At 66.3% G+C, this 19,566-nt stretch carries 16 protein-coding genes; 11 read left to right on the top strand and 5 right to left on the bottom strand.

The window, feature by feature from the left end; genetic code table 11:
• Positions 1 to 115 precede the first annotated feature (115 nt).
• Positions 116 to 1,870, top strand: coding sequence for a thiol reductant ABC exporter subunit CydD (gene cydD, locus NDN16_RS09725; protein ID WP_251113435.1), 1,755 nt, complete (start codon positions 116 to 118; stop codon positions 1,868 to 1,870).
• Positions 1,867 to 3,516 (top strand): thiol reductant ABC exporter subunit CydC, encoded by a 1,650-nt coding sequence (gene cydC, locus NDN16_RS09730; protein ID WP_251113436.1) that lies wholly within the window; start codon positions 1,867 to 1,869, stop codon positions 3,514 to 3,516. Before cydD ends, cydC begins: the two co-directional genes overlap by 4 nt.
• Before the next feature lie 15 nt (positions 3,517 to 3,531).
• Here cydC and NDN16_RS09735 read toward each other — a convergent pair whose 3' ends face one another.
• Complete coding sequence (locus NDN16_RS09735) at positions 3,532 to 4,260, bottom strand: Crp/Fnr family transcriptional regulator (RefSeq protein ID WP_251113437.1); 729 nt, start codon at positions 4,258 to 4,260, stop codon at positions 3,532 to 3,534.
• A 284-nt stretch (positions 4,261 to 4,544) separates the two neighbouring features.
• Between NDN16_RS09735 and NDN16_RS09740 the strand changes: the two genes are divergently transcribed.
• Entirely contained in the window at positions 4,545 to 5,324 is a 780-nt protein-coding gene (locus NDN16_RS09740; RefSeq protein WP_251113438.1) for an outer membrane protein, read from the top strand.
• Between the two features lie 229 nt (positions 5,325 to 5,553).
• Here NDN16_RS09740 and rpsT read toward each other — a convergent pair whose 3' ends face one another.
• Together rpsT and mutM are read right to left on the bottom strand one after the other, a co-directional pair.
• The gene (gene rpsT, locus NDN16_RS09745; protein WP_251113439.1) at positions 5,554 to 5,823 is read right to left on the bottom strand and encodes a 30S ribosomal protein S20; all 270 of its coding nucleotides are present in this window, start codon (positions 5,821 to 5,823) and stop codon (positions 5,554 to 5,556) included.
• A 194-nt stretch (positions 5,824 to 6,017) separates the two neighbouring features.
• Positions 6,018 to 6,914, bottom strand: a complete 897-nt coding sequence (mutM, locus tag NDN16_RS09750) for a bifunctional DNA-formamidopyrimidine glycosylase/DNA-(apurinic or apyrimidinic site) lyase (RefSeq protein ID WP_251113440.1) — start codon at positions 6,912 to 6,914, stop codon at positions 6,018 to 6,020.
• Between the two features lie 131 nt (positions 6,915 to 7,045).
• Here mutM and ubiE point away from each other — a divergent pair, with 131 nt between their 5' ends.
• From ubiE to cysK, 6 genes are all read left to right on the top strand, one after another.
• Positions 7,046 to 7,825, top strand: a complete 780-nt coding sequence (gene ubiE, locus NDN16_RS09755; protein WP_251113441.1) for a bifunctional demethylmenaquinone methyltransferase/2-methoxy-6-polyprenyl-1,4-benzoquinol methylase UbiE — start codon at positions 7,046 to 7,048, stop codon at positions 7,823 to 7,825.
• A 5-nt stretch (positions 7,826 to 7,830) separates the two neighbouring features.
• Entirely contained in the window at positions 7,831 to 9,411 is a 1,581-nt protein-coding gene (gene ubiB, locus NDN16_RS09760; RefSeq protein WP_251113691.1) for a 2-polyprenylphenol 6-hydroxylase, read from the top strand.
• 4 nt (positions 9,412 to 9,415) lie between these two features.
• The gene (gene coaBC, locus NDN16_RS09765; protein ID WP_251113442.1) at positions 9,416 to 10,636 is read left to right on the top strand and encodes a bifunctional phosphopantothenoylcysteine decarboxylase/phosphopantothenate--cysteine ligase CoaBC; all 1,221 of its coding nucleotides are present in this window, start codon (positions 9,416 to 9,418) and stop codon (positions 10,634 to 10,636) included.
• Positions 10,633 to 11,079, top strand: coding sequence for a dUTP diphosphatase (gene dut / locus NDN16_RS09770; RefSeq protein ID WP_251113443.1), 447 nt, complete (start codon positions 10,633 to 10,635; stop codon positions 11,077 to 11,079). Before coaBC ends, dut begins: the two co-directional genes overlap by 4 nt.
• 12 nt (positions 11,080 to 11,091) lie before the next feature.
• Complete coding sequence (locus NDN16_RS09775) at positions 11,092 to 11,853, top strand: class I SAM-dependent methyltransferase (protein ID WP_251113444.1); 762 nt, start codon at positions 11,092 to 11,094, stop codon at positions 11,851 to 11,853.
• 129 nt (positions 11,854 to 11,982) lie between these two features.
• Positions 11,983 to 13,014 (top strand): cysteine synthase A, encoded by a 1,032-nt coding sequence (cysK, locus tag NDN16_RS09780; protein ID WP_285292576.1) that lies wholly within the window; start codon positions 11,983 to 11,985, stop codon positions 13,012 to 13,014.
• A 37-nt stretch (positions 13,015 to 13,051) separates the two neighbouring features.
• Here the strand turns inward: cysK and NDN16_RS09785 are convergent, their stop codons facing one another.
• Positions 13,052 to 14,416, bottom strand: coding sequence for a cytochrome P450 (locus NDN16_RS09785; protein ID WP_251113445.1), 1,365 nt, complete (start codon positions 14,414 to 14,416; stop codon positions 13,052 to 13,054).
• A gap of 162 nt (positions 14,417 to 14,578) precedes the next feature.
• Between NDN16_RS09785 and gyrB the strand changes: the two genes are divergently transcribed.
• Together gyrB and NDN16_RS09795 are read left to right on the top strand one after the other, a co-directional pair.
• On the top strand, positions 14,579 to 17,014 hold the full coding sequence (gene gyrB, locus NDN16_RS09790; RefSeq protein WP_251113446.1) for a DNA topoisomerase (ATP-hydrolyzing) subunit B: 2,436 nt from the start codon (positions 14,579 to 14,581) through the stop codon (positions 17,012 to 17,014).
• Positions 17,015 to 17,339: 325 nt separating this feature from the next.
• Positions 17,340 to 18,230, top strand: a complete 891-nt coding sequence (locus NDN16_RS09795) for a hypothetical protein (protein ID WP_251113447.1) — start codon at positions 17,340 to 17,342, stop codon at positions 18,228 to 18,230.
• A 7-nt stretch (positions 18,231 to 18,237) separates the two neighbouring features.
• Here the strand turns inward: NDN16_RS09795 and NDN16_RS09800 are convergent, their stop codons facing one another.
• Positions 18,238 to 19,464 (bottom strand): glycosyltransferase, encoded by a 1,227-nt coding sequence (locus NDN16_RS09800; RefSeq protein ID WP_251113448.1) that lies wholly within the window; start codon positions 19,462 to 19,464, stop codon positions 18,238 to 18,240.
• Positions 19,465 to 19,566: the final 102 nt, after the last annotated feature.

Below are 19,566 nucleotides of genomic sequence, written 5' to 3' on the forward strand. Positions count from 1 at the left end.
TGCGGTGTCGACGGGAAGCTGTAGGAGCGGCGCCCGGCCCCCGCATTGATTCAAATCAATGTCGGCATTCTGCCGTCGGCTTATCGGTATCCGGCATGAACCGGGACAGCCGCGCATGACGATGACCACGAGACACGACCGCGAAACGGTACGGCGCCACCGGCAATGGCTGCGGGCGCGTCGTATCGACGGCGGCGCCGCCCTGAAGGCGGGGCTTGTGCTGCCGCTGGCCTCGGGCCTGCTTCTCGTCGGGCAGGCCTGGCTGCTGGCAGGCATCGTCGATGCCGTCGCGGTGTCGGGCGCAACGCCGGCTGTCCTGGTTGCGCCGATTGCCGGCCTTGCCGGCCTCGTCCTGGCGCGAGCCCTGCTGTCGGCGCTGAGCGAGCGCGCGGCGGCGCGGGGCGCTGAAGCGATCAAGCGCCAGGTGCGCCGGCGGATCATGTCCGGCTATCTCAACGGTGCGCTCGCACCGGCCAGGCCCGAAAGCGGCGCCATGGCATCGACGATCGTCGAGCAGGTCGACGCGCTGGACGGCTTCTATGCCCGCTTCCTGCCCGCCATGGTACAGGCCGCCATCCTGCCCGTCGCCTTCGCCGCCACCGTCCTGCCGGTGGATGTCGTGGTGGCGTTGCTGTTCGTCGTCACGGCGCCGCTGATTCCGCTGTTCATGGCGCTGGTGGGTTGGGGCGCTCAGGCGGCGAGCGACGCACAGGCCGATGCGATGGCCGGCCTGTCCGGATTCTTCGCCGACCGGTTGCGCGGCCTTCTGACGATTCGCCTGCTGGGGCGGGCCGGCGACGAAGCGCGGCTGCTGACACAGCGTAGCGACGCCTTGCGCAGGCGCACGTTCCGGGTGCTGCGCATCGCCTTCCTGTCGTCCGCCGTGCTGGAACTGTTCGCGGCGCTCGGGGTTGCCGGTGTCGCACTCTATATCGGGCTCGCCTATCTGGGCATGATCGGCTCGCTCGGAGCGGGCGCCACCCTCTCGGCCGGCCTGTTCTGCCTGCTGATAGCCCCGGAAGTGTACCAGCCGCTCCGCCTTCTGGCCGCCCATTATCACGACCGCGCAGGGGCCATGGCCGCCGTCGCCATGATCGAAGCCCATTACGAGGACGATCGCGCGACGCCGGAAGACGGACCGACGCGGCCTCTACCTGCAACGCGCCCGACCGATCTCGTATTGCGCGGTCTGGCGCTGGACGCTCCGGGGGGGCGGGCCCTGCTGCGCGATGTCGGCCTTGCCGTCGAAGCGGATCGGCATCTCGGCATCGTCGGCCCAAGCGGATGCGGCAAGTCGACCCTGATCGAAACCATTGCCGCCCTGCGGTCGCCGGCGGCCGGCACGATCCATCTGGGCGGCACGGATCTCCTGACGGCGCCATGGGCGTGGCGCGCCGACATGATATGCCACATCGGCCAGGCGCCGCGTCTTTTCCACGGCACCATCGCCGACAATATCCGCTTTGCCCGGCCGGACGCGACGGACGCCGATATTCGGCGGGCGGCCGATTATGCGCTGGTTCGACGCTTCGCCACGCGGCTGCCGGACGGGCTGGAGACGCGTATCGGCGAAGGTGGCTACGGCCTGTCCGGCGGGCAGGCGCATCGCGTCGGCCTGGCGCGCCTTTTCCTGCGGGATCCGGCGCTGATCCTGCTGGACGAGCCGACGGCGCATCTCGATGCGGCGACCGAAGACGAACTGATGGCCAACATCCTGGCATTCGCCAAAGGGCGGATGCTGGTCATGGCGACGCATTCCGCAAGTGCCGCCGCCCGGATGACGACGGTTCTCCGAATCGCGGACGGCCTGCTGGTTCCGTGCGGCGGGCGGGGCGTACAGATCCGCCTGGTCGGGAAGGACGCGGCATGAGAGCGCTTCTTTCGTTCACGCCGCTGTTCGTCCGGCATTATCGCGCTTTCGCGCTGGCGCTGTTGATGGCTCTCGCGACGGTCGCGGCTGGCGTCGGGCTTCTGGCCGTGTCCGGCTGGTTCCTGACGGCAGCGTTCCTGGCGGGAGCCGGAGCCGCGTTCAACCTGTTCGGGCCGTCTTCGGCCGTGCGGGGCCTGTCGCTGCTGCGCATCCTCTGCCGCTATGGCGAAAGGATGAGCGGCCACGATGCGACCTTGAAGGCGCTGACGCAATTGCGGCACTGGCTGTTCACTCGGCTGGTGCCGAATGCCGGGCCGCTGGGGAAGGGGCTGCGCAGGGGAGACCTGATCCAGCGCCTGACGGCCGATGTGGACGCGCTGGACGTCGTCTTTCTGTTGGCGATCGGCCCGATGGCCACGGCGTTTCTTGCCGGTTCGGTGCTCTCCGTCGTCTTCTGGTTCGTGTTGCCGGGCGCTGCCCTCGGGTATCTTGCCGCCTTCATGGCGGCCGCCATCGCCGTTCCGCTGCTTTTGACGCCGGCGACCCGCCGGGCCGGACGCGATGCGGTGGAGGCGATGGCCGCCTTGCGCATGATGGTCCTGGACGGCGTGGACGGACGATCCGAGATCCTCTGCTTCGGTTGCCGCGACCGCTTCATGGAGCGGTTCGATACGGCAGCAGCCGCGCTCGGCCTGGCCCGGACCCGCATCGCGGACCGGGCTGCCTTCGCCCAGGGGAGCGTCCAGGCGTTGACCGGCGCCGCGCTCCTTCTGGTGCTGGTGCCGGGGATGGGCGCGGTGTCGCAAGGCCAACTCGGCGGGGCCGCGTTGGCCGGACTGCTGCTCGCCGTTCTGGGCACGTTCGAGACGACGGCCATTCTGACGCGCAGCGTCGCACGGCTGGGCGCCGCCGCAACCGCCGCCGAGCGTCTGAACGAGATCGCACGGCCGATGGAGGCTGCGATGAAGCGGCAGGCGGGCGTACAGAATGTTCCGGACGGTGACCTGCGTTTCGTATCCGCGGTCGCGGGCTATCGCGGCGCGTCGCCTGTCGGGCCGCTCGACCTGACCGTGCGGCAAGGTGGCGTGGTGGCCATCAAGGGGCCGAGCGGCAGTGGCAAGTCGACCTTGCTCGCATCGGTCCTGCAACTGGCGCCGCTCCGTGCGGGCAGGATCTCGATCGGCGGCGTACCGATCGAAGAGGCGAGCCAACAGGCTCTCTACGCCCGCGTCGCCCTCCTGGAGCAGGAGGCCCCCATCTTTCTCGGCACTCTTCGCGACAATCTGTTGCTCGCAGACCCCGATGCGACCGATCGACACCTGTGGGGAGCGCTCGCCGATGCGCGGCTGGAGGCTATGGTGCGTGCACTGCCGGGCGGTCTCGATACGGAGGTGGGCGAGGCCGGGCATGCCCTGTCGGCGGGTGAGCGCCGGCGGCTTGCCCTGGCGCGTATTCTGATGACGAAGGCGACGATCCTGCTTCTCGACGAGCCGACCTCCGGGCTCGACGCGGAAACGGAAGCGACATTCTTCTCGGATATCAGACGTGCATGCCGGGGCCGGACGGTCGTCATCGCCACCCACGCCGAACTTCCGGCCGGCGCCGTGGACAGGGTACTGACGCTGAATGACGGCCTGCCGGGCTGAGCGTCGCCGAGTTGTTCAGTCCTGACCAATGCCGGCGACCGCAGCCAAGGCGCGCCGATCCACGATGTCCACATGATGGGCGTCGGGGAGGCGGATCAGTTGCTGATTGCGCAGCTTGGTGAAGCTGCGGCTCACCGTCTCGATGGTCAGGCCGAGATAGTCGGCGATATCCGACCGCGACATCGGTATGGAGACGGGATTTGCAGGCAGGCCGCGCGCCGCCATTCGGGTGGACATCACCAGAAGGAAGCTCGACAGCTTCTCTACCGGCGCCATCCGCCCCAGCATGATCTGGCCGTCCCGTGCCTCGCGAAGCGCCGACCGGGTGAACTGCATCAGCCGCGCCTGCAATGGAGGGTGATCGTGCAGCAGCCTTTCCATGTCGGCACGGGCAAAAGCGCACAAGGTCGCATTCGTGACGGCCTCCGCCGTGGCGGATGTCGTTTCCTCATCCGCAAGGCCCAGAAAGTCGCCCGGCATCAGAAAGCCGGTGATCTGGCGGCGGCCGTCGACGAGGATCGTGGACAGGCGCAACATGCCCCTGGTCAGCGTATAGACGCGCCGTGCCGGATCTCCTTCGTGGACGAGGATTTCGTCAGGCGCGAGGTTGCGCACCGTCGAAACCCGCTCCATCGCCGAAAGATCGTCCTGTCGCAGCGCGGCGCAAAGCGACAAGGCGCGGACGTCGCAGGATGCACATGATGTCTCGCACGGGACGGGAGTGCGGGATGCAACGCCTGACATCGTGTTAATCGATCCTTAACCAACCGCGCCGGCAACCATGCGAACCCGTCGCATATGCGTCATTACGACGCATATTCGCGCCGCTCGGGTAACGCAACGTTAATTACTGTTTCTCCGGGCGTACAACAACTTGTGTTTGTTATGCAACACCCGGTCCTGATCTCCGAAACCCCACTATTTTCAACTGGCGGTTACCCCATTTAGTCGGTACGCAACACTCAAGAGTAACGGCCAAGCCTTCGGACACACCGACAGGATCCGGCCACAGACAGGGGGGTTCTGTCATGAACCGTTTCGCACTTCTTCTGGCTTCGGCCGCTTTCGTTACGCCCGCCGTGGCCGCGGACGTCATCTATGAAGAGCCGGCTCCGGCTCCGGTCGTCGCTTACGAGCCGGCCTTCACCTGGACCGGCTTCTACGTCGGTGGCCAGGCCGGCGTCGCCTTCAACCGCGACTCGGGCCTGTTCTCCACGGACTCGTCCTTCATCGGCTCCAGCGACGATGGCGAAGCTTCGTTCATCGGCGGTGGTCACGTCGGTTACGACTACCAGATGGGCAACTTCCTCATCGGTGCGGTCGCCGACTTGAGCTACATCGACGCTTCGACGGCTTCGTCCTACACGCTGCCGGGTTCGGCGGTGGTTTACGGCGCGCAGCAGGACATCGACTATGTCGGTACCGTCCGCGCCAAGCTCGGCTACGCGGCTGACCGCATCGCCGTGTATGCCACGGGTGGTCTCGCCTACGGCGACACCAGCAACAACTACCTCGGCAGCAGCACCGCTACGCTGTCGGTCGGTGGCGCTGCTCCGGCCCTGTACAACGTCTCCGTCGAAGAAGACACGGACGATGTCGGCTACTCCGTTGGCGCGGGCGTCGAGTATCTCGTGACGCAGAACTTCTCGTTCGGCGTCGAGTACCTCTACACCGACCTCGGCGACTCGAAGCTCGACGTCACCTACACGCCGGTTGCCGGTGGCACGGCCGGCAGCGTCACGACGACGTCGTCCTCGGACCTCGACTTCCACACCGTGTGGGCCAAGGCTTCGTTCCGCTTCAACTAAGACGCGGAACGGCTGCAAGCAGCCAGGAAATGAAAAGGGGTTCCCGGGAAACCGGGAGCCCCTTTTTTCGTGCCCTGCGGTCTGTGCCGGTGCCGGTCGGGCACATTGAACGGCCGTGGGTGATCCGGCATTGCGCAGCGTAGATGGAAAGACCCTATACACGCACGTCAAAAAGCCGGGCACAGAGGCTGCACCCGGCTTATCGTATTGGAGCGTAGTCGCTGCCGGATCAGGCGGCGGCGACGGCCTTAACGCGGCTCGACAGACGCGAGATCTTGCGGGAAACGAGGTTCTTGTGGAACACGCCCTTCGAAGCGGCGCGGGCCAGTTCGGGCTCGCATGCCTTCAGGGCTGCCGTGGCGGCGGCCTTGTCGCCGGCGAGGATGGCTTCCTCGACCTTGCGGAGATAGGTGCGAACGCGCGAGCGGCGCGCCTTGTTGATAGCCGTCCGGCGCGCGATCTTCCGCGTAGCCTTCTTGGCCGAAGGGGTATTGGCCATGTCGAAGTCTCTTTCTGTTGCCGCGCCCCGGCAGTGCCCGAAAGGCCATGCTGGCGCGCATGTCTGGATGTCGGTGATCCCGCATTGCAGCCCGAAGGTCGACAAAGAGGGACGGGGCCGCAACTCTCGTCGCGGCTGAACATGGCGCGCCTTATAGGGAAAACAGCGTTGAGCGTCAACCGAGATTCAACGTCTCAGCGCTGGCAGACAGGGCAGAAGAACGTCGAGCGGCCCGACTGTACGATCCGGGCTATGGTGCCGCCGCAGTCTTTGTGTCGGCAAGGCTGCCCCTCGCGGTCGTAGGCGGCGAAAGCGTGCTGGAAATAGCCGAGGCTGCCGTCGGCCTGTCGGTAGTCCCGAAGCGAAGACCCGCCGGCCGCGATCGCGTCGGCAATGGTCTGGCGGATGTGGACGGTCAGGCGCTCCAGGCGCTCCGTCGGCCGGCCGGAAGCGCGGACCAGCGAGCCTGCGCCTCTGCGCGGCGACAGGCGCGCCCGCCACAGCGCCTCGCACACATAGATGTTGCCGAGCCCGGCAACGATCGTCTGGTCCAGCAGGGCGGCCTTCAGCGGCGCGGCCCGCCCGGCGAAGCGCAAGGCGAGGTAATCGGGCGAGAGCGCGTTGCCGGTCGGCTCGACGCCGAGGTTGCGGAACATCGGATCCTCGGCCATCCGGAGGCGCGTCGACAGGCGCATGAAGCCGAAACGGCGGGGATCGTTGTAGACGATGCTCGGCGCGGAGCCGTCGGGCCGTTCGAGATGGAGCGCGACATGATCGTGCAGGCGCGCCTGCGACCGCGGATGGTGGAACAGGCCGGGCGTATCCGCCTCGGCATGCGGCCATTCGATGCGGAAGGATCCCGACATTCCGAGATGCATGGCGAGGATGTCGTCGTTTTCCAGCTCGCACAGGAGGTACTTGGCGCGGCGCGACAGGGACAGGATGCGCTGGCCGGTGAGCCTTTCGGCAAAATCCCGATCGAAGGGGAAGCGCAGGTCGGCCCGGTTGAGCGCAACGGAGGCGATGGTTGCACCTTCCATGGCGGGGGCAAGCCCGCGGCGTACGGTTTCGACTTCCGGTAGTTCAGGCATGGCCCTATCTGAGTTGGTGCCGACGCGGCTGTTTACGCGTTTCCCTTGGCGCGGGAAACGCTTTACAGCTTTCCGCGCGATCGGCCGGTCTCGAATCGACGGGCCGATCCCGAACCAGAAGGCTTTCGCTTATGTCGCGCAACCGCATCACCGACGCCGATGGCATGGAAACCTCCTACGGCTTCGAGACCGTATCCGGCAAGGCAGAGAAGCAGGCCCGGGTGGACGAGGTGTTCCACCGCGTCGCCAGCCGCTACGACCTGATGAACGACCTGATGTCCGGCGGCATGCACCGCCTGTGGAAGGATGCGCTCGTCAACTGGCTGGCGCCGTCGCGCAGGCCGGGCTGGCGCTTCGTCGACGTGGCCGGCGGCACCGGCGACGTGGCCTTCCGTATCGTGGAGGCGTCGAGGCGCAATGCGGAAGGCACGGTGCTGGATATCAATGCCTCGATGCTCGGCGTCGGCGCGGAGCGCGCCGCCAGGCGCGGCCTCAAGGACAATCTGACCTTCGTGGAAGGAAACGCCGAAAACCTGTCCCTGCCCACAGCGGACTTCGACGCCTACACGATCGCCTTCGGCATCCGCAACGTGCCGCGCATCGACCTTGCGCTGGCCGAGGCGTACCGTGTGCTCAAGCCGGGCGGACGGTTTATGTGCCTGGAATTCTCCGAGGTCGACCTCCCCGTGCTCGACAAGGTCTACGATGCCTGGTCCTTCCGCGCCATACCCGCCATCGGCGAGGCGGTGGCCAAGGATCGCGCATCCTACGCGTATCTCGTGGAGTCGATCCGCAAGTTCCCCAACCAGGAGAATTTCGCGTCGCTGATCCGCGCCGCCGGATTCGAGCGCGTATCCTGGCGCAACCTGTCGGGTGGCATCGCCGCCATCCATTCCGGCTGGAAGCTCTGACCTTGCTGAGTTCGCTTTACGGTATCGTGGCGCTGCTGCGCGCCGGCTGGGTGCTGATGCGCGAAGGCGTCGTCTCGGCCCTGCCGGCCGAAGGGCTGCCGCCCGGGCCGCGGCTCGCCCACCGCCTGGCCGGCCTCATGGCGCGGCGTTCGGCCCGGCGCAAGGCGCGCTCCGAACGCCTGTCGCAGGCGTTGAACCGGCTGGGCCCATCCTATGTCAAGCTCGGGCAGTTTCTTGCCACGCGGCCCGACATCGTGGGCCAGAGCCTGGCCTTGGAACTCGGCCATCTGCAGGACAAGGTGCCCCCTTTCCCGACGGCGCAGGCCATCGCGACGATCGAGGCGTCGCTCGGCCGCACCATCGACGATCTTTTCCTGACTTTCGGCGAGCCGGTCGGAGCGGCGTCCATCGCGCAGGTGCACAAGGCGCGCATCGCCGCACCGGACGGAGAGAGGGACGTGGCCGTAAAGGTCATCCGCCCCGGCGTCCGTGCCCGCTTCCGTCGCGAGTTGAACGCTTTCGCCTTCATCGCCAGGATGATGGAGCGTTTCGTGCGGTCGTCGCGGCGCCTGCGGCCCGTGGCCGTCGTCGAGACGCTGGCGCAAAGCACGCGGATCGAGATGGATCTCCGGCTCGAGGCCGCCGCCTCGTCCGAAATGGCCGAGAACATCCGCAACGACCCCGGTTTCCGTGTCCCGACCGTCGACTGGGAGCGCACCGGCCGCGACGTTCTGACGATGGAGTGGATCGACGGCATCAAGATGAGCGACGTCGCCGGCGTCGCCGCGGCGGGGCACGACCTGAAGGCGCTCGGCATCAATGTCGTGCAGAACTTCCTGCGCCAGTCCATGCGCGACGGCTTCTTCCACGCCGACATGCACCAGGGAAACCTCTTCGTCGCGCCCGACGGAGCCATCGTGGCGGTCGATCTCGGCATCGTCGGCCGCCTGTCGTCGGACAGCCGGCGTTTTCTGGCGGAAATCCTGTACGGTTTCATCCGCCGGGATTATCGACGCGTCGCCGAAGTGCATTTCGAGGCCGGGTACGTGCCCCGCAACCAGGATGTCCTGTCCTTCGCGCAGGCGCTGCGCGCCATCGGCGAGCCGATCCATGGCCAGCCGGCGGAGACCATATCCATGGGGCACCTGCTGACCCTGCTCTTCGAGGTGACGGAACTGTTCGACATGCGCACCCGGCCCGAACTGGTGCTGCTGCAGAAGACGATGGTGGTCGTGGAAGGCGTCGCCCGCAGCTACGACCCGAAATTCAACATGTGGGAGGCCGCCGAGCCCGTCGTGTCCGACTATATCCGGGGCGAACTCGGCCCGACGGCCAAGCTGGCGGAATTGCGTGACGTGCTGGAGGCCGTCGTGAAGATCGGCCGCAGGCTGCCCGACTATGCGGTCGGGCTGGAGGTTCTCGGCAAGCACCTGCCGGATCTGGTCGACAACGGCATCCGCATCAACGACGATTCCCTGCAGGAGCTGGCGCAGGATACCAAGGCCGGCATCCTGTTCGGGCATATCGCGCAGTGGGTAACGGCACTCGGCGTGGCGGTGATCGCCGCCAGCCTGCTTTTGGGGTAGGGCGATGGAGCGCACGCTCGCGGGAAAACGCATTCTCCTGATCATCGGCGGCGGTATCGCCGCCTACAAGGCGCTCGACCTCATCCGCCGCCTGCGGGAGCGTGGCGCCGCGGTGACGCCCATCCTGACGGCGGCCGGGGCGCAGTTCGTGACTCCGCTGGCCGTCGGCGCGCTGTCCGCCACGCGTGTCTACGACGATCTATTCTCACGCGACGACGAGCAGGATGTCGGCCATATCCGGCTGGCGCGCGGAGCGGACCTGATCCTCGTCGCACCGGCGACCGCCGATCGCATGGCGCAGATGGCCGCCGGCCTCGCGGGGGACCTCGCCGGCGCGGTTCTGCTGGCGGCGCGCTGCCCCATCCTGCTCGCCCCCGCCATGAACCCGGCCATGTGGACGCACCCCGCCACCCGGCGTAGCGCAGCCTTGCTGGAAGGGGACGGCGTCTCCTTTGTGGGCCCAGAGCGCGGAGAAATGGCCGAGGCGGGCGAAAGCGGCCTCGGCCGCATGAGCGAACCGCCGGCCATCGTCTGCGCGGTTGAGGCGCGCCTGGCCGCGCAGGGCGGCGGCAAGCCGCTGTCGGGCCGCCGCGCCGTGGTGACCTCCGGCCCGACGCATGAACCGATCGACCCCGTCCGCTACATCGCAAACCGCTCGTCGGGGCGGCAGGGCCACGCCATGGCCGAGGCCTTGGCCGAGCTGGGCGCAGAGGTGACGCTGGTCTCCGGCCCGGTCGCCATCCTCGATCCGGCGGGGGTGCGCGTCGTGCGGGTGGAGACGGCCCGCCAGATGCTGGCGGCGGTGGAGGCGGCGCTTCCGGCCGATATCGGCGTCTTCGTCGCCGCCGTCGCCGACTGGCGTGCTGCGGAAGAGGCGACCGACAAGATCAAGAAGCGCGTCGGAGGGGGCGCGCTTTCCCTGGCGCTGGCCGAGAACCCGGACATACTCGCCACGATTGCCCACGGCCCGAGCCGGCCGCGCCTGGTGGTCGGCTTCGCGGCCGAGACATCGGGCCTGATGGGCAATGCGCAGGCCAAGCTGCAACGCAAAGGCGCCGACATGATCGTTGCAAACGACGTGTCGGGCGAGGTGATGGGCGGCGCGGACAATCGTGTCCATCTGTTGACGCAAGCGGGTGTGGAAGACTGGCCCGAGCTGTCGAAGGCGGAGGTTGCCCGGCGGCTCGCGTCGCGGTTCGCCGCCATGCTGGGGGATATGGAATGAGCATCGACGTCAAGGTGAAGCGCCTGCCGCATGCCGCGGACATGCCGTTGCCGGCTTACGAGAGCGACGGGGCGGCGGGCGCGGATCTGCGCGCAGCCGTCGCGGATGTGCTGGAGATACCGCCGATGGGCCGGGCTCTGGTGCCGACCGGGCTCTGCTTCGAGATACCGGACGGATACGAGATGCAGGTCCGGCCGCGCTCGGGCCTTGCGGCCCGGCACGGGATAACCCTTCTCAACACGCCCGGCACGGTGGATAGCGACTATCGCGGCGAGGTAAAGGTGATCGTGATCAACCTCGGCGACACGGCGTTCGAAGTGCGGCGCGGCGAGCGGATCGCACAGGCCGTCGTGGCTCCGGTCACGCGGGCGCGCTACGCCGAGGTCGAGGATCTCGCGGAAACCTTGCGGGGGGCCGGCGGCTTCGGCTCGACGGGACGTTGAGGGAGATGTTCGATGAAAGCACATGAATCGCATGTCGTATCGCAGTTCGGGCCGCAGGCGGCGGCTTACGTAGCGAGCGCCGTCCACGCTTCGGGCCCCGATCTGGAGGCCCTCGAGCGCGTTGTCGCCGAAAGGCGCCCCGCAAACGCCCTGGACCTCGGGACAGGTGGCGGGCACGTCGCCTATCTTCTCGCAGCCCATGCCGTTCAAGTGACGGCGGTGGATCTGTCCGCCGAGATGCTGGCCGCCGTCGCGGCGACGGCGTCGGACAGGGGCCTCGGCAATCTCCAGACGGTGGAAAGTGCAGCCGAAACGCTGCCATTCGACGATGGCGCATTCGATTTCCTCGCCTGCCGCTATTCGGCCCATCACTGGGGCGATCTCGAAGCCGGCATCCGCCAGGCAAGGCGGGTCCTGAAATACGGAGCGCCGGCCGTTTTCATCGACACGGTCGCGGCCGGCTCGGCCCTGGCGGATACCCATTTGCAGGCAGTGGAGCTTCTGCGCGACACATCGCATGTGCGCGACTACAGCCCGGCGGAATGGATGGCGGTGCTGGCGCGCACGGGCTTTGCCGTGGAGGGCCTGCGCATGTTCCGGGTCCGCATGGACTTCAAGGTGTGGATTGCACGGATGCGCACGCCGGACGAGAATGCCCGCGTCATCCGCACCCTTCAGGACGGCGCGTCGCAGGCCGTGCGACGGCATTTCGCCATCGAGGACGACGGCTCCTTCATGTTGGACGTCATGATGGTCGAGGCCCGCGCCGCCTGAACAATTTGTTGCCGCCATGCGTTTGTCGGGCAGAATTTTCTCCGTCTCGTCGCCGTGGCGTGGTGCGGCAACCTCGCGCCGGAACCGCCGTGGCGGTTAGACTGGGCCATGAGCAAACGGGAGAGCACCATGGACAAGACGGTCAACGACCAGATCGCACGGACGCATGGACGCGGGCGTGTCTACGATTCCATTCTGGACACGATCGGCGATACGCCGCTGGTCCGGATCGACAAGTTCGCCCATGAGAAGGGCGTGAAGGCGAAGCTTCTCGCCAAGCTGGAATTCTTCAATCCGATCGCCTCCGTCAAGGACCGCATCGGCGTCGCCATGCTGGAAAAGCTCGAGGCCGATGGCGCCATCGAACCCGGCCGGACGGTTCTGGTGGAGCCGACATCCGGCAATACGGGCATCGCACTGGCTTTCGCGGCTGCGGCCAAGGGCTATCGCCTCATCCTGACCATGCCCGAGACGATGTCGCTGGAGCGGCGCAAGATGCTGCGCCTTCTGGGTGCGGACCTTGTCCTGACCGAGGGCGCCAAGGGCATGAAGGGGGCCATCGCCAAGGCCGAGGAGCTGAAGGCGGAGCTGCCCAATGCGGTGATCCCGCAGCAGTTCGAGAACCCGGCAAACCCGCAGATCCACCGCATCACCACGGCTGAGGAAATCTGGAACGATACGGGCGGCAACGTCGACGTCCTCATATCGGGCATCGGCACGGGCGGCACCATCACCGGCGTCGGCCAGGTGCTCAAGGCCCGCAAGCCGGACGTGCGTGTCGTGGCGGTGGAGCCGGAGGCTTCGCCCGTCCTGTCGGGCGGCAACCCCGGCCCGCACAAGATCCAGGGCATCGGCGCGGGCTTCGCGCCGCCGATCCTGGACAAGACCGTCTATGACGAGGTGGTGACAGTGTCCAATGACGACGCCTTCGAAAACGCCCGCCTTCTGGCGCGGATCGAGGGGATACCCGTGGGCATCTCGTCCGGCGCGGCGCTGACGGCCGCCGTCGAGGTGGGCCGCCGCCCCGAGAACGATGGGAAGACCATCGTCGTCATCATACCGTCCTTCGCCGAGCGGTATCTTTCGACGGCGCTGTTCGAGGGATTGGGCGACGAGGCGCCCGCGGCGCCCGCCGACCGCCCGGCCGGCGGCGCGATCTAGAGCGTTTCCTGCTCATATGGAAACGCTCTAAGGGCCATCAGCGGCGGCGGCTGACCCGCATGGGCAGGCCGCCGCGCGGTTGAACCGTAATCTTCTGCACCGGATAGGGCTGCTCGGTGCCGGCATAGTCGAAACGCAGATGCCGCATGAGGCTGGCGAGGGCGATGACGCCCTCGTGCATGGCGAAGCTCGAGCCGATACAGACCCGGGGCCCGACGCCGAAGGGCAGGTACTGGAAGCGGTCGAGCTTCTCGCGCTCTCCCGGCATGAACCGGTCCGGTATGAAGTAGCCGGGCCTGTCCCAATAGAGCTCGTTGCGGTGGACGAGCCACGGCATCACCAAAAGGGAAGCGCCGGCGGGAATGTCGATGCCGCCGACGCAATCGTCGGCCAGCGCCGTCCGGTTCAGCGATGGGGCCGGCGGATAGAGACGCATCGCTTCTTCCAGCGCGGCCCGTGTGCGCGGCAGCTTGTCCAGCCACTGTGCCGGATCGGGCAGGCCGTCCAGCGTGGCATCCAGCTCTTCCTCGACCTTGCGGCGCTCGTCCGGCGCCTGCGCCAGGAGATAGAGGGTCCATCCCAAGGCACGAGCCGTCGTCTCGTGGCCGGCGCCGATGAAGGTGATGATGTTGTCCTCGATCTCGGATCGCGAGAGGCCGTCCGTCTTCAGCAGCATCGTCAGGAAATCGCCCGGCGCGGCGTCCGGGGCGCGCTCCAGCATCGCGATGCGTCGCTCCATGGTGTCGGCGATCAGCTTGCGGAAGTAATTGGTGCTGCGCATGCCGATCAGCCTGTTGATGCGCGGCAGGAAGGCGGGGGCATCGAGGATGTCCAGCGGGTCCACCCGTCCCATGCGGGCCAGAAACGTTTCCATCGAGCGGGCGAATTCCTTCGGCTCGCCCGTGATGTCGTCCGAGAACAGCGTCGCCTGAAGGATGTCGTAGGTCAGCAGCGTCATCTGGAAGGCGACGTCGACCGTTTCGCCGCTTTCAGCGAGCCCATCGGCGAAGGCGGCGCTGCGGGCCGCCATGACGGGCGTCAGCCCGTCGATGTTGCGCGGCGTGAATACCGGCGCGAGCGCCCGCCGGGTGCGCTTCCACAATTCGCCCTCCGCCGTCAGTAGCCCGTCGCGCAGCATGAGCCGCAACACCCGCTGCCGCAGCGGCTGCATCGCGTAGTTGCGGGCGTTGTCGACGAGGCAGTGGCGGATGCCGGCAGGATCGTTGACGATAACGGTGGGCACGCGCAGCCAGTTGGCCTTGAGATACGGCTCCTTGAAGGCGCGCGAGCCCCAGATCTCGATGGGATTGCGCGATGCCGTCAGCACGAAGCCGAGCATGCCGAGCGGCTTGGTGTGAGGCGTCGGGGCCGGGGCGAGGAATGGCTCTGCGATCGTATCCATGCCCCCTCATATGGGAAGTCCGATACCCTCGGTCGAGCTTTGGCCGATGCTTTCATTTTCGCCTGAAAATGCCTATATTCGGGAAGCTTGATAAGCCGCAGTCGCGGCAGGGCCGGCGGCGATTCGCCACCCGGGCCGCAGCCGCGCCAATGAAGGATTCCCATGTCGCAAGCTGAAGAGACGAACGCCGGCCTCGACGCCGAATATGGCGCCGATTCCATCAAGGTTCTCAAGGGGCTCGATGCCGTTCGCAAGCGGCCCGGCATGTATATCGGCGATACGGACGACGGCTCCGGCCTGCATCACATGGTTTACGAGGTGGTCGACAACGCCATCGACGAGGCGCTCGCCGGCCATGCGACGCATGTGACCGTCACGTTGAACGCCGACGGCTCGTGCACCGTCACCGACAACGGCCGCGGCATTCCGACGGATATCCACCAGGGCGAGGGCGTGTCGGCTGCCGAGGTCATCATGACCCAGTTGCATGCCGGCGGGAAGTTCGACCAGAATTCCTACAAGGTGTCCGGCGGCCTGCACGGCGTCGGCGTGTCCGTCGTCAACGCGCTGTCGGTGTGGCTGCGCATGAAGATCCGCCGCAAGGGCAAGATCCACGAGATGTCCTTCACGCATGGTGTGCCGGATGCGCCGCTGGCCGTCACGGGCGAAGCCGGCGCGGAGACGGGCACCGCCATCACCTTCCTGCCGTCGACCGATACCTTCTCGCGCACCGAGTTCGATCTTGCCACGCTGGAGCATCGGCTGCGCGAGCTTGCCTTCCTGAATTCCGGCGTGCGCATCATCCTGACCGACAAGCGGCCCGCCGACGAGAAACGCGTCGAGCTCTTCTACGAAGGCGGGCTGGAAGCGTTCGTGCGCTATCTCGACCGCGCCCGCAAGCCGCTGATGCCCGAGCCGATCGTCATCCACGGCGAAAAGGACGGCATGACCGTTGAAGCCGCCATGTGGTGGAACGATTCCTACCAGGATACGGTGCTGGCCTTCACCAACAACATCCCGCAGCGCGACGGCGGCACCCATATGGCCGGTTTCCGGGGCGCGCTGACACGCCAGGTGACGGGCTATGCCGAGACCTCGGGCATCCTCAAGAAGGAAAAGGTGTCGCTGACCGGGGACGACTGCCGCGAAGGTTTGAGCTGCGTCCTGTCGGTCAAGGTGCCGGACCCGAAATTCTCCTCGCAGACCAAGGACAAGCTGGTCTCCTCGGAAGTGCGGCCGGTCGTGGAGGGCCTTGTAAACGAGGCGCTGGCCACCTGGTTCGAGGAGCATCCGCAGGAAGCGCGCATCGTCATCGGCAAGGTGGTCGAGGCTGCGTCGGCGCGCGAGGCCGCCCGCAAGGCGCGCGAGTTGACGCGGCGCAAGGGCGCGCTCGACATCACGTCGCTGCCGGGCAAGCTCGCCGATTGCCAGGAGCGCGACCCCGCCAAGTCCGAGATCTTCATCGTCGAGGGCGACTCGGCCGGTGGCTCGGCCAAGGGTGCGCGTTCGCGCCAGAACCAGGCGATCCTTCCGCTGCGTGGCAAGATCCTCAACGTAGAGCGTGCGCGCTTCGACCGGATGCTCGGCTCCGACCAGATCGGCACGCTGATCACGGCGCTCGGCACGTCCATCGGCAAGGACGAGTTCAACCCTGACAAGCTGCGCTATCACAAGATCATCATCATGACGGACGCCGACGTCGACGGCGCCCACATCCGCACATTGCTGCTCACTTTCTTCTTCCGGCAGATGCCGGAGCTGATCGAGCGTGGCTATGTCTACATCGCGCAGCCGCCCCTGTTCAAAGTCACGCGGGGCAAGCAGAGCCAGTACCTGAAAAACGAGAAGGCGCTCGAGAACTACCTGATCGACGGCGGGCTGGACGACGCGCTGCTGCGGCTCGCCTCCGGCGAAACACGGACCGGCAAGGATCTGCGCAGCGTCGTGGACGACGCCCTGTCGGTGCGCCAGATCCTGAACGGCCTGCATACACGCTACGACCGCGCCGTGGTGGAGCAGGCGGCGATCGCCGGCGCGCTGACGCCGGAGATCGCCGACAGCGGCGCGGATGCCCCCTACATGGCCGAGCGCATCGCCAAGGCGCTCGACGCCGTCGCCGAGGAAACGGAGCGCGGCTGGAGCGGTGAATCGACGCCGGAGGGCGGCTATCGCTTCCAGCGCCTCGTTCGCGGCGTGCAGGAAGTGCAGACCATCGATGCGGCACTGATCCATTCGGCCGACGCCATCGCGCTCAACCGGATGGCCTCGCGCCTCGGCGAAGTCTATGCGCAGTCGCCGACGCTGAAGCGCAAAGAGACCGAGCGGTCGATCAGCGGCCCGGTCGATCTTTTGAACGCAGTGTTCGAGGTGGGCCGCAAGGGCATCTCGCTGCAGCGCTACAAGGGGCTGGGCGAAATGGATCCCGAGCAGCTCTGGGAAACGACGCTGGATCCGGAAGTGCGCTCGCTCCTGCAGGTCAAGATCAACGACGCAACCGACGCCGACCAACTCTTCTCACGCCTCATGGGCGACGAGGTTGAACCACGTCGCGAGTTCATCCAGGACAATGCGTTGCAGGTGGCCAATCTGGACGTTTGATCTGACTTTCTACAGAAAATATGCAGCAGCGGTTCAAGCGAGATCGGTGCCCATCGAGTGGTGCCGATTCCGATAGCAGACGATAGCAATCATCAGGTTGCGATGGCTGTGATCCGCAGGCATTGAAGCGCACTCTCTCGGCCACGGTGTTGAGGGACCGAGACATTTGCCAGCAGCGGCTTGGTAAACCCAAAACAATATCTGTTAGTTGATCAAAAAAGGCGGGGGCAAACTCGTTTCCGAGCTGCCCCCATACTGTTTAGACTCTTTTGGCATCCCGCATGGGAGCAAGCTTCATCGAAATGTCGCCACCAACCGAGTGATCATGAAGGTATCCACTGCGACAGCAATGTCAAGCTCGACGTCTGTGCCCTTGATGGAGCCTAGGCGCCCCCGTTATCAAAGCGAGCTCCGCGAGCTTGTCGATACCTACCTCGCACGTACTCCATGGGCAAAGGAAGCCTGTTTCCTTGAAGAGGATATACGCAAGCTTCACCCGCTGATGCTGGGCGATGCGTTGCGCGAGCTGATCGCGGGTCGCTCGAAGGGCGAGATCGGGGTGCGATCGGCCCTCCTGATTGTCTATGGCCGCAAAATGAAAGAGATGGCTGCTCTTTACCCTCTTGCCTTCAGTGTCGAGAACGCGCTTCGCGCCCGTGTCGCCGAGGCGACCTCCGGACGGTTCGGCTACGACACATGGTGGAGGCCTATCCGCTTCGCCATGAAGAACGGGCAGGATCCACAAACCGTAAAAGAGATTATGAAGGTACCGATTACGAGCAAGTTGGCCCGTCGAGTCGGCGACATCATCGCCTTCGTGGATGGCGAACGTCTAACGCGGGATACGACGGAAATCATGACTTGCGGGAGCGCCTTCCTGGCAGGTTCGACCTTCGGCCAGTTGCGTTACCTTGTCATCGACTCTTGGAGTGTCTTCGACCACCTGTTCGACGGCAAGAGGAACGGCTTGCGTGCCATGTCGAAAGAGGATTTCGCCAGCCTTTCGAAGGCTGTGAACGATACTCGTAACGACCTTTACCATCACAATCCGGTTGCCTACCGCCAACGCTTCATCGAAGCGTGCGAAAGGATTGCCGACCACCTCGACCTGCATCTCGGATCCATCGACGCTTTTCTCACGAATGCTCGATACACGAGGCCGGAATTCGATGTGACGGCACAGGATCGGCACTGCGCAGACTACCCTACGGGGTAGACCGGTATCAGGCCGCGAGCTGACTGCGGATGACGTCGCTGCGGTGGCGGAAGACGCTGTCGCGGGTCAGGTGTTCCGCCGAAGCGCCGGCGGCGCGGATCAGCGTCGCCAGCACGCCCCGGTTGGCGTCCAGCCCGGCGATCGTGTCGGCGAGGGCTTCCGGGTTGCCGCGGGGCACCAGCAGGCCGGCGCCTTTTTCGTCGATCAACCCGGCGGAATAAGGGTCCTTGTAGCCGATCAGCGGCGTCGCCGAATGCAGGCTTTCGATAAGATTGCGCGGCGACTCGTCGCTCAGATGGCAGAACATCAACAGATGGGCGTCGCGGTAGGAGGTCCGGACGCGCGCCGGGTCGGACACGAATCCCTCGAAGACGAGCTCATCTTGCGTCAGGCCCGCCTTCTCGGCCGCAGCCCGCATGGCGGGGAGAAGGTCGCCGTCGCCCAGCCACCGGGCCTCGAAGGCAACGCCGCGCGCCTTCAGCGCCGCCAGCGCGGCGACCCACTCCAGTGGCCCCTTCATCGGCGCGGCGCGGCCGCAATAGACGATGCGCAGCGGCCCGCTGGCGGCGCCCTGCGCCTTCGCGGCGACTTCCCGAGGCGACAGCCGGTCGTCCGCATTGAAGTGGATGTCCTCCACCTGGTGCGGATTGCGGGCGATGGGCCTGAAATGATCGAAGACCGTCGCCCCGTGCAGCAGGCTCAGTTCCGCGCCGCGCACGGCGCGCTTTTCGTTCCGCTCCATGATGGCCATCTTGATCGCCGTTTTGAGCCGGCCCTTCAGCGACCCGTCGCCTTCGGCCTTTACCACCTGTGACTCCACACGGTCGAACCAGACAGCATGGGCGATGCCGTGTCGCCGGGCGACGGCGGCGGCGAGTTCGCCCGGGTCGCCCAGCCAGCCGCCGTAGGCGAAGCTGTGGTAATGGGTATCCCGCATCAGCTGCAGCATGGTCTCGGACAGCGCCTTGCGCTGGCTGAAAAGGACCTTGAGGTCGTAAGTGTTGGGGATCGGCACGAGCTTGATGCCCGGCTCCGTCAATCCTCCTTCGGCGGCGTCTTCCCAGCCCGGCGGCGGGGGGGCGTCGTGGCAGATCGAGAAGGCAACGAGGCGCGAGAAATTCTCCTTCCAGGCATGCAGCCCGGAAATCGTCTGCCGCTCGGCGAAAAGCCGCCCGTCATGGCGATAGAGCGGGGCGCTGAAGCCCAGCATCAGGGAATTGTCCGTCCGTGTCATCGTCGTTCTCGCTGGCATGCTGCGGGGCGGCGGTTCCGGTCAGGATAGACGGAGGCCGCCGCCGGAGCCATAGCGCCGGCCTCCTCCATCCGGATGACGGCC

This window comes from Aureimonas altamirensis, from assembly GCF_023702225.1.
GTDB lineage: Bacteria > Pseudomonadota > Alphaproteobacteria > Rhizobiales > Rhizobiaceae > Aureimonas > Aureimonas altamirensis_B.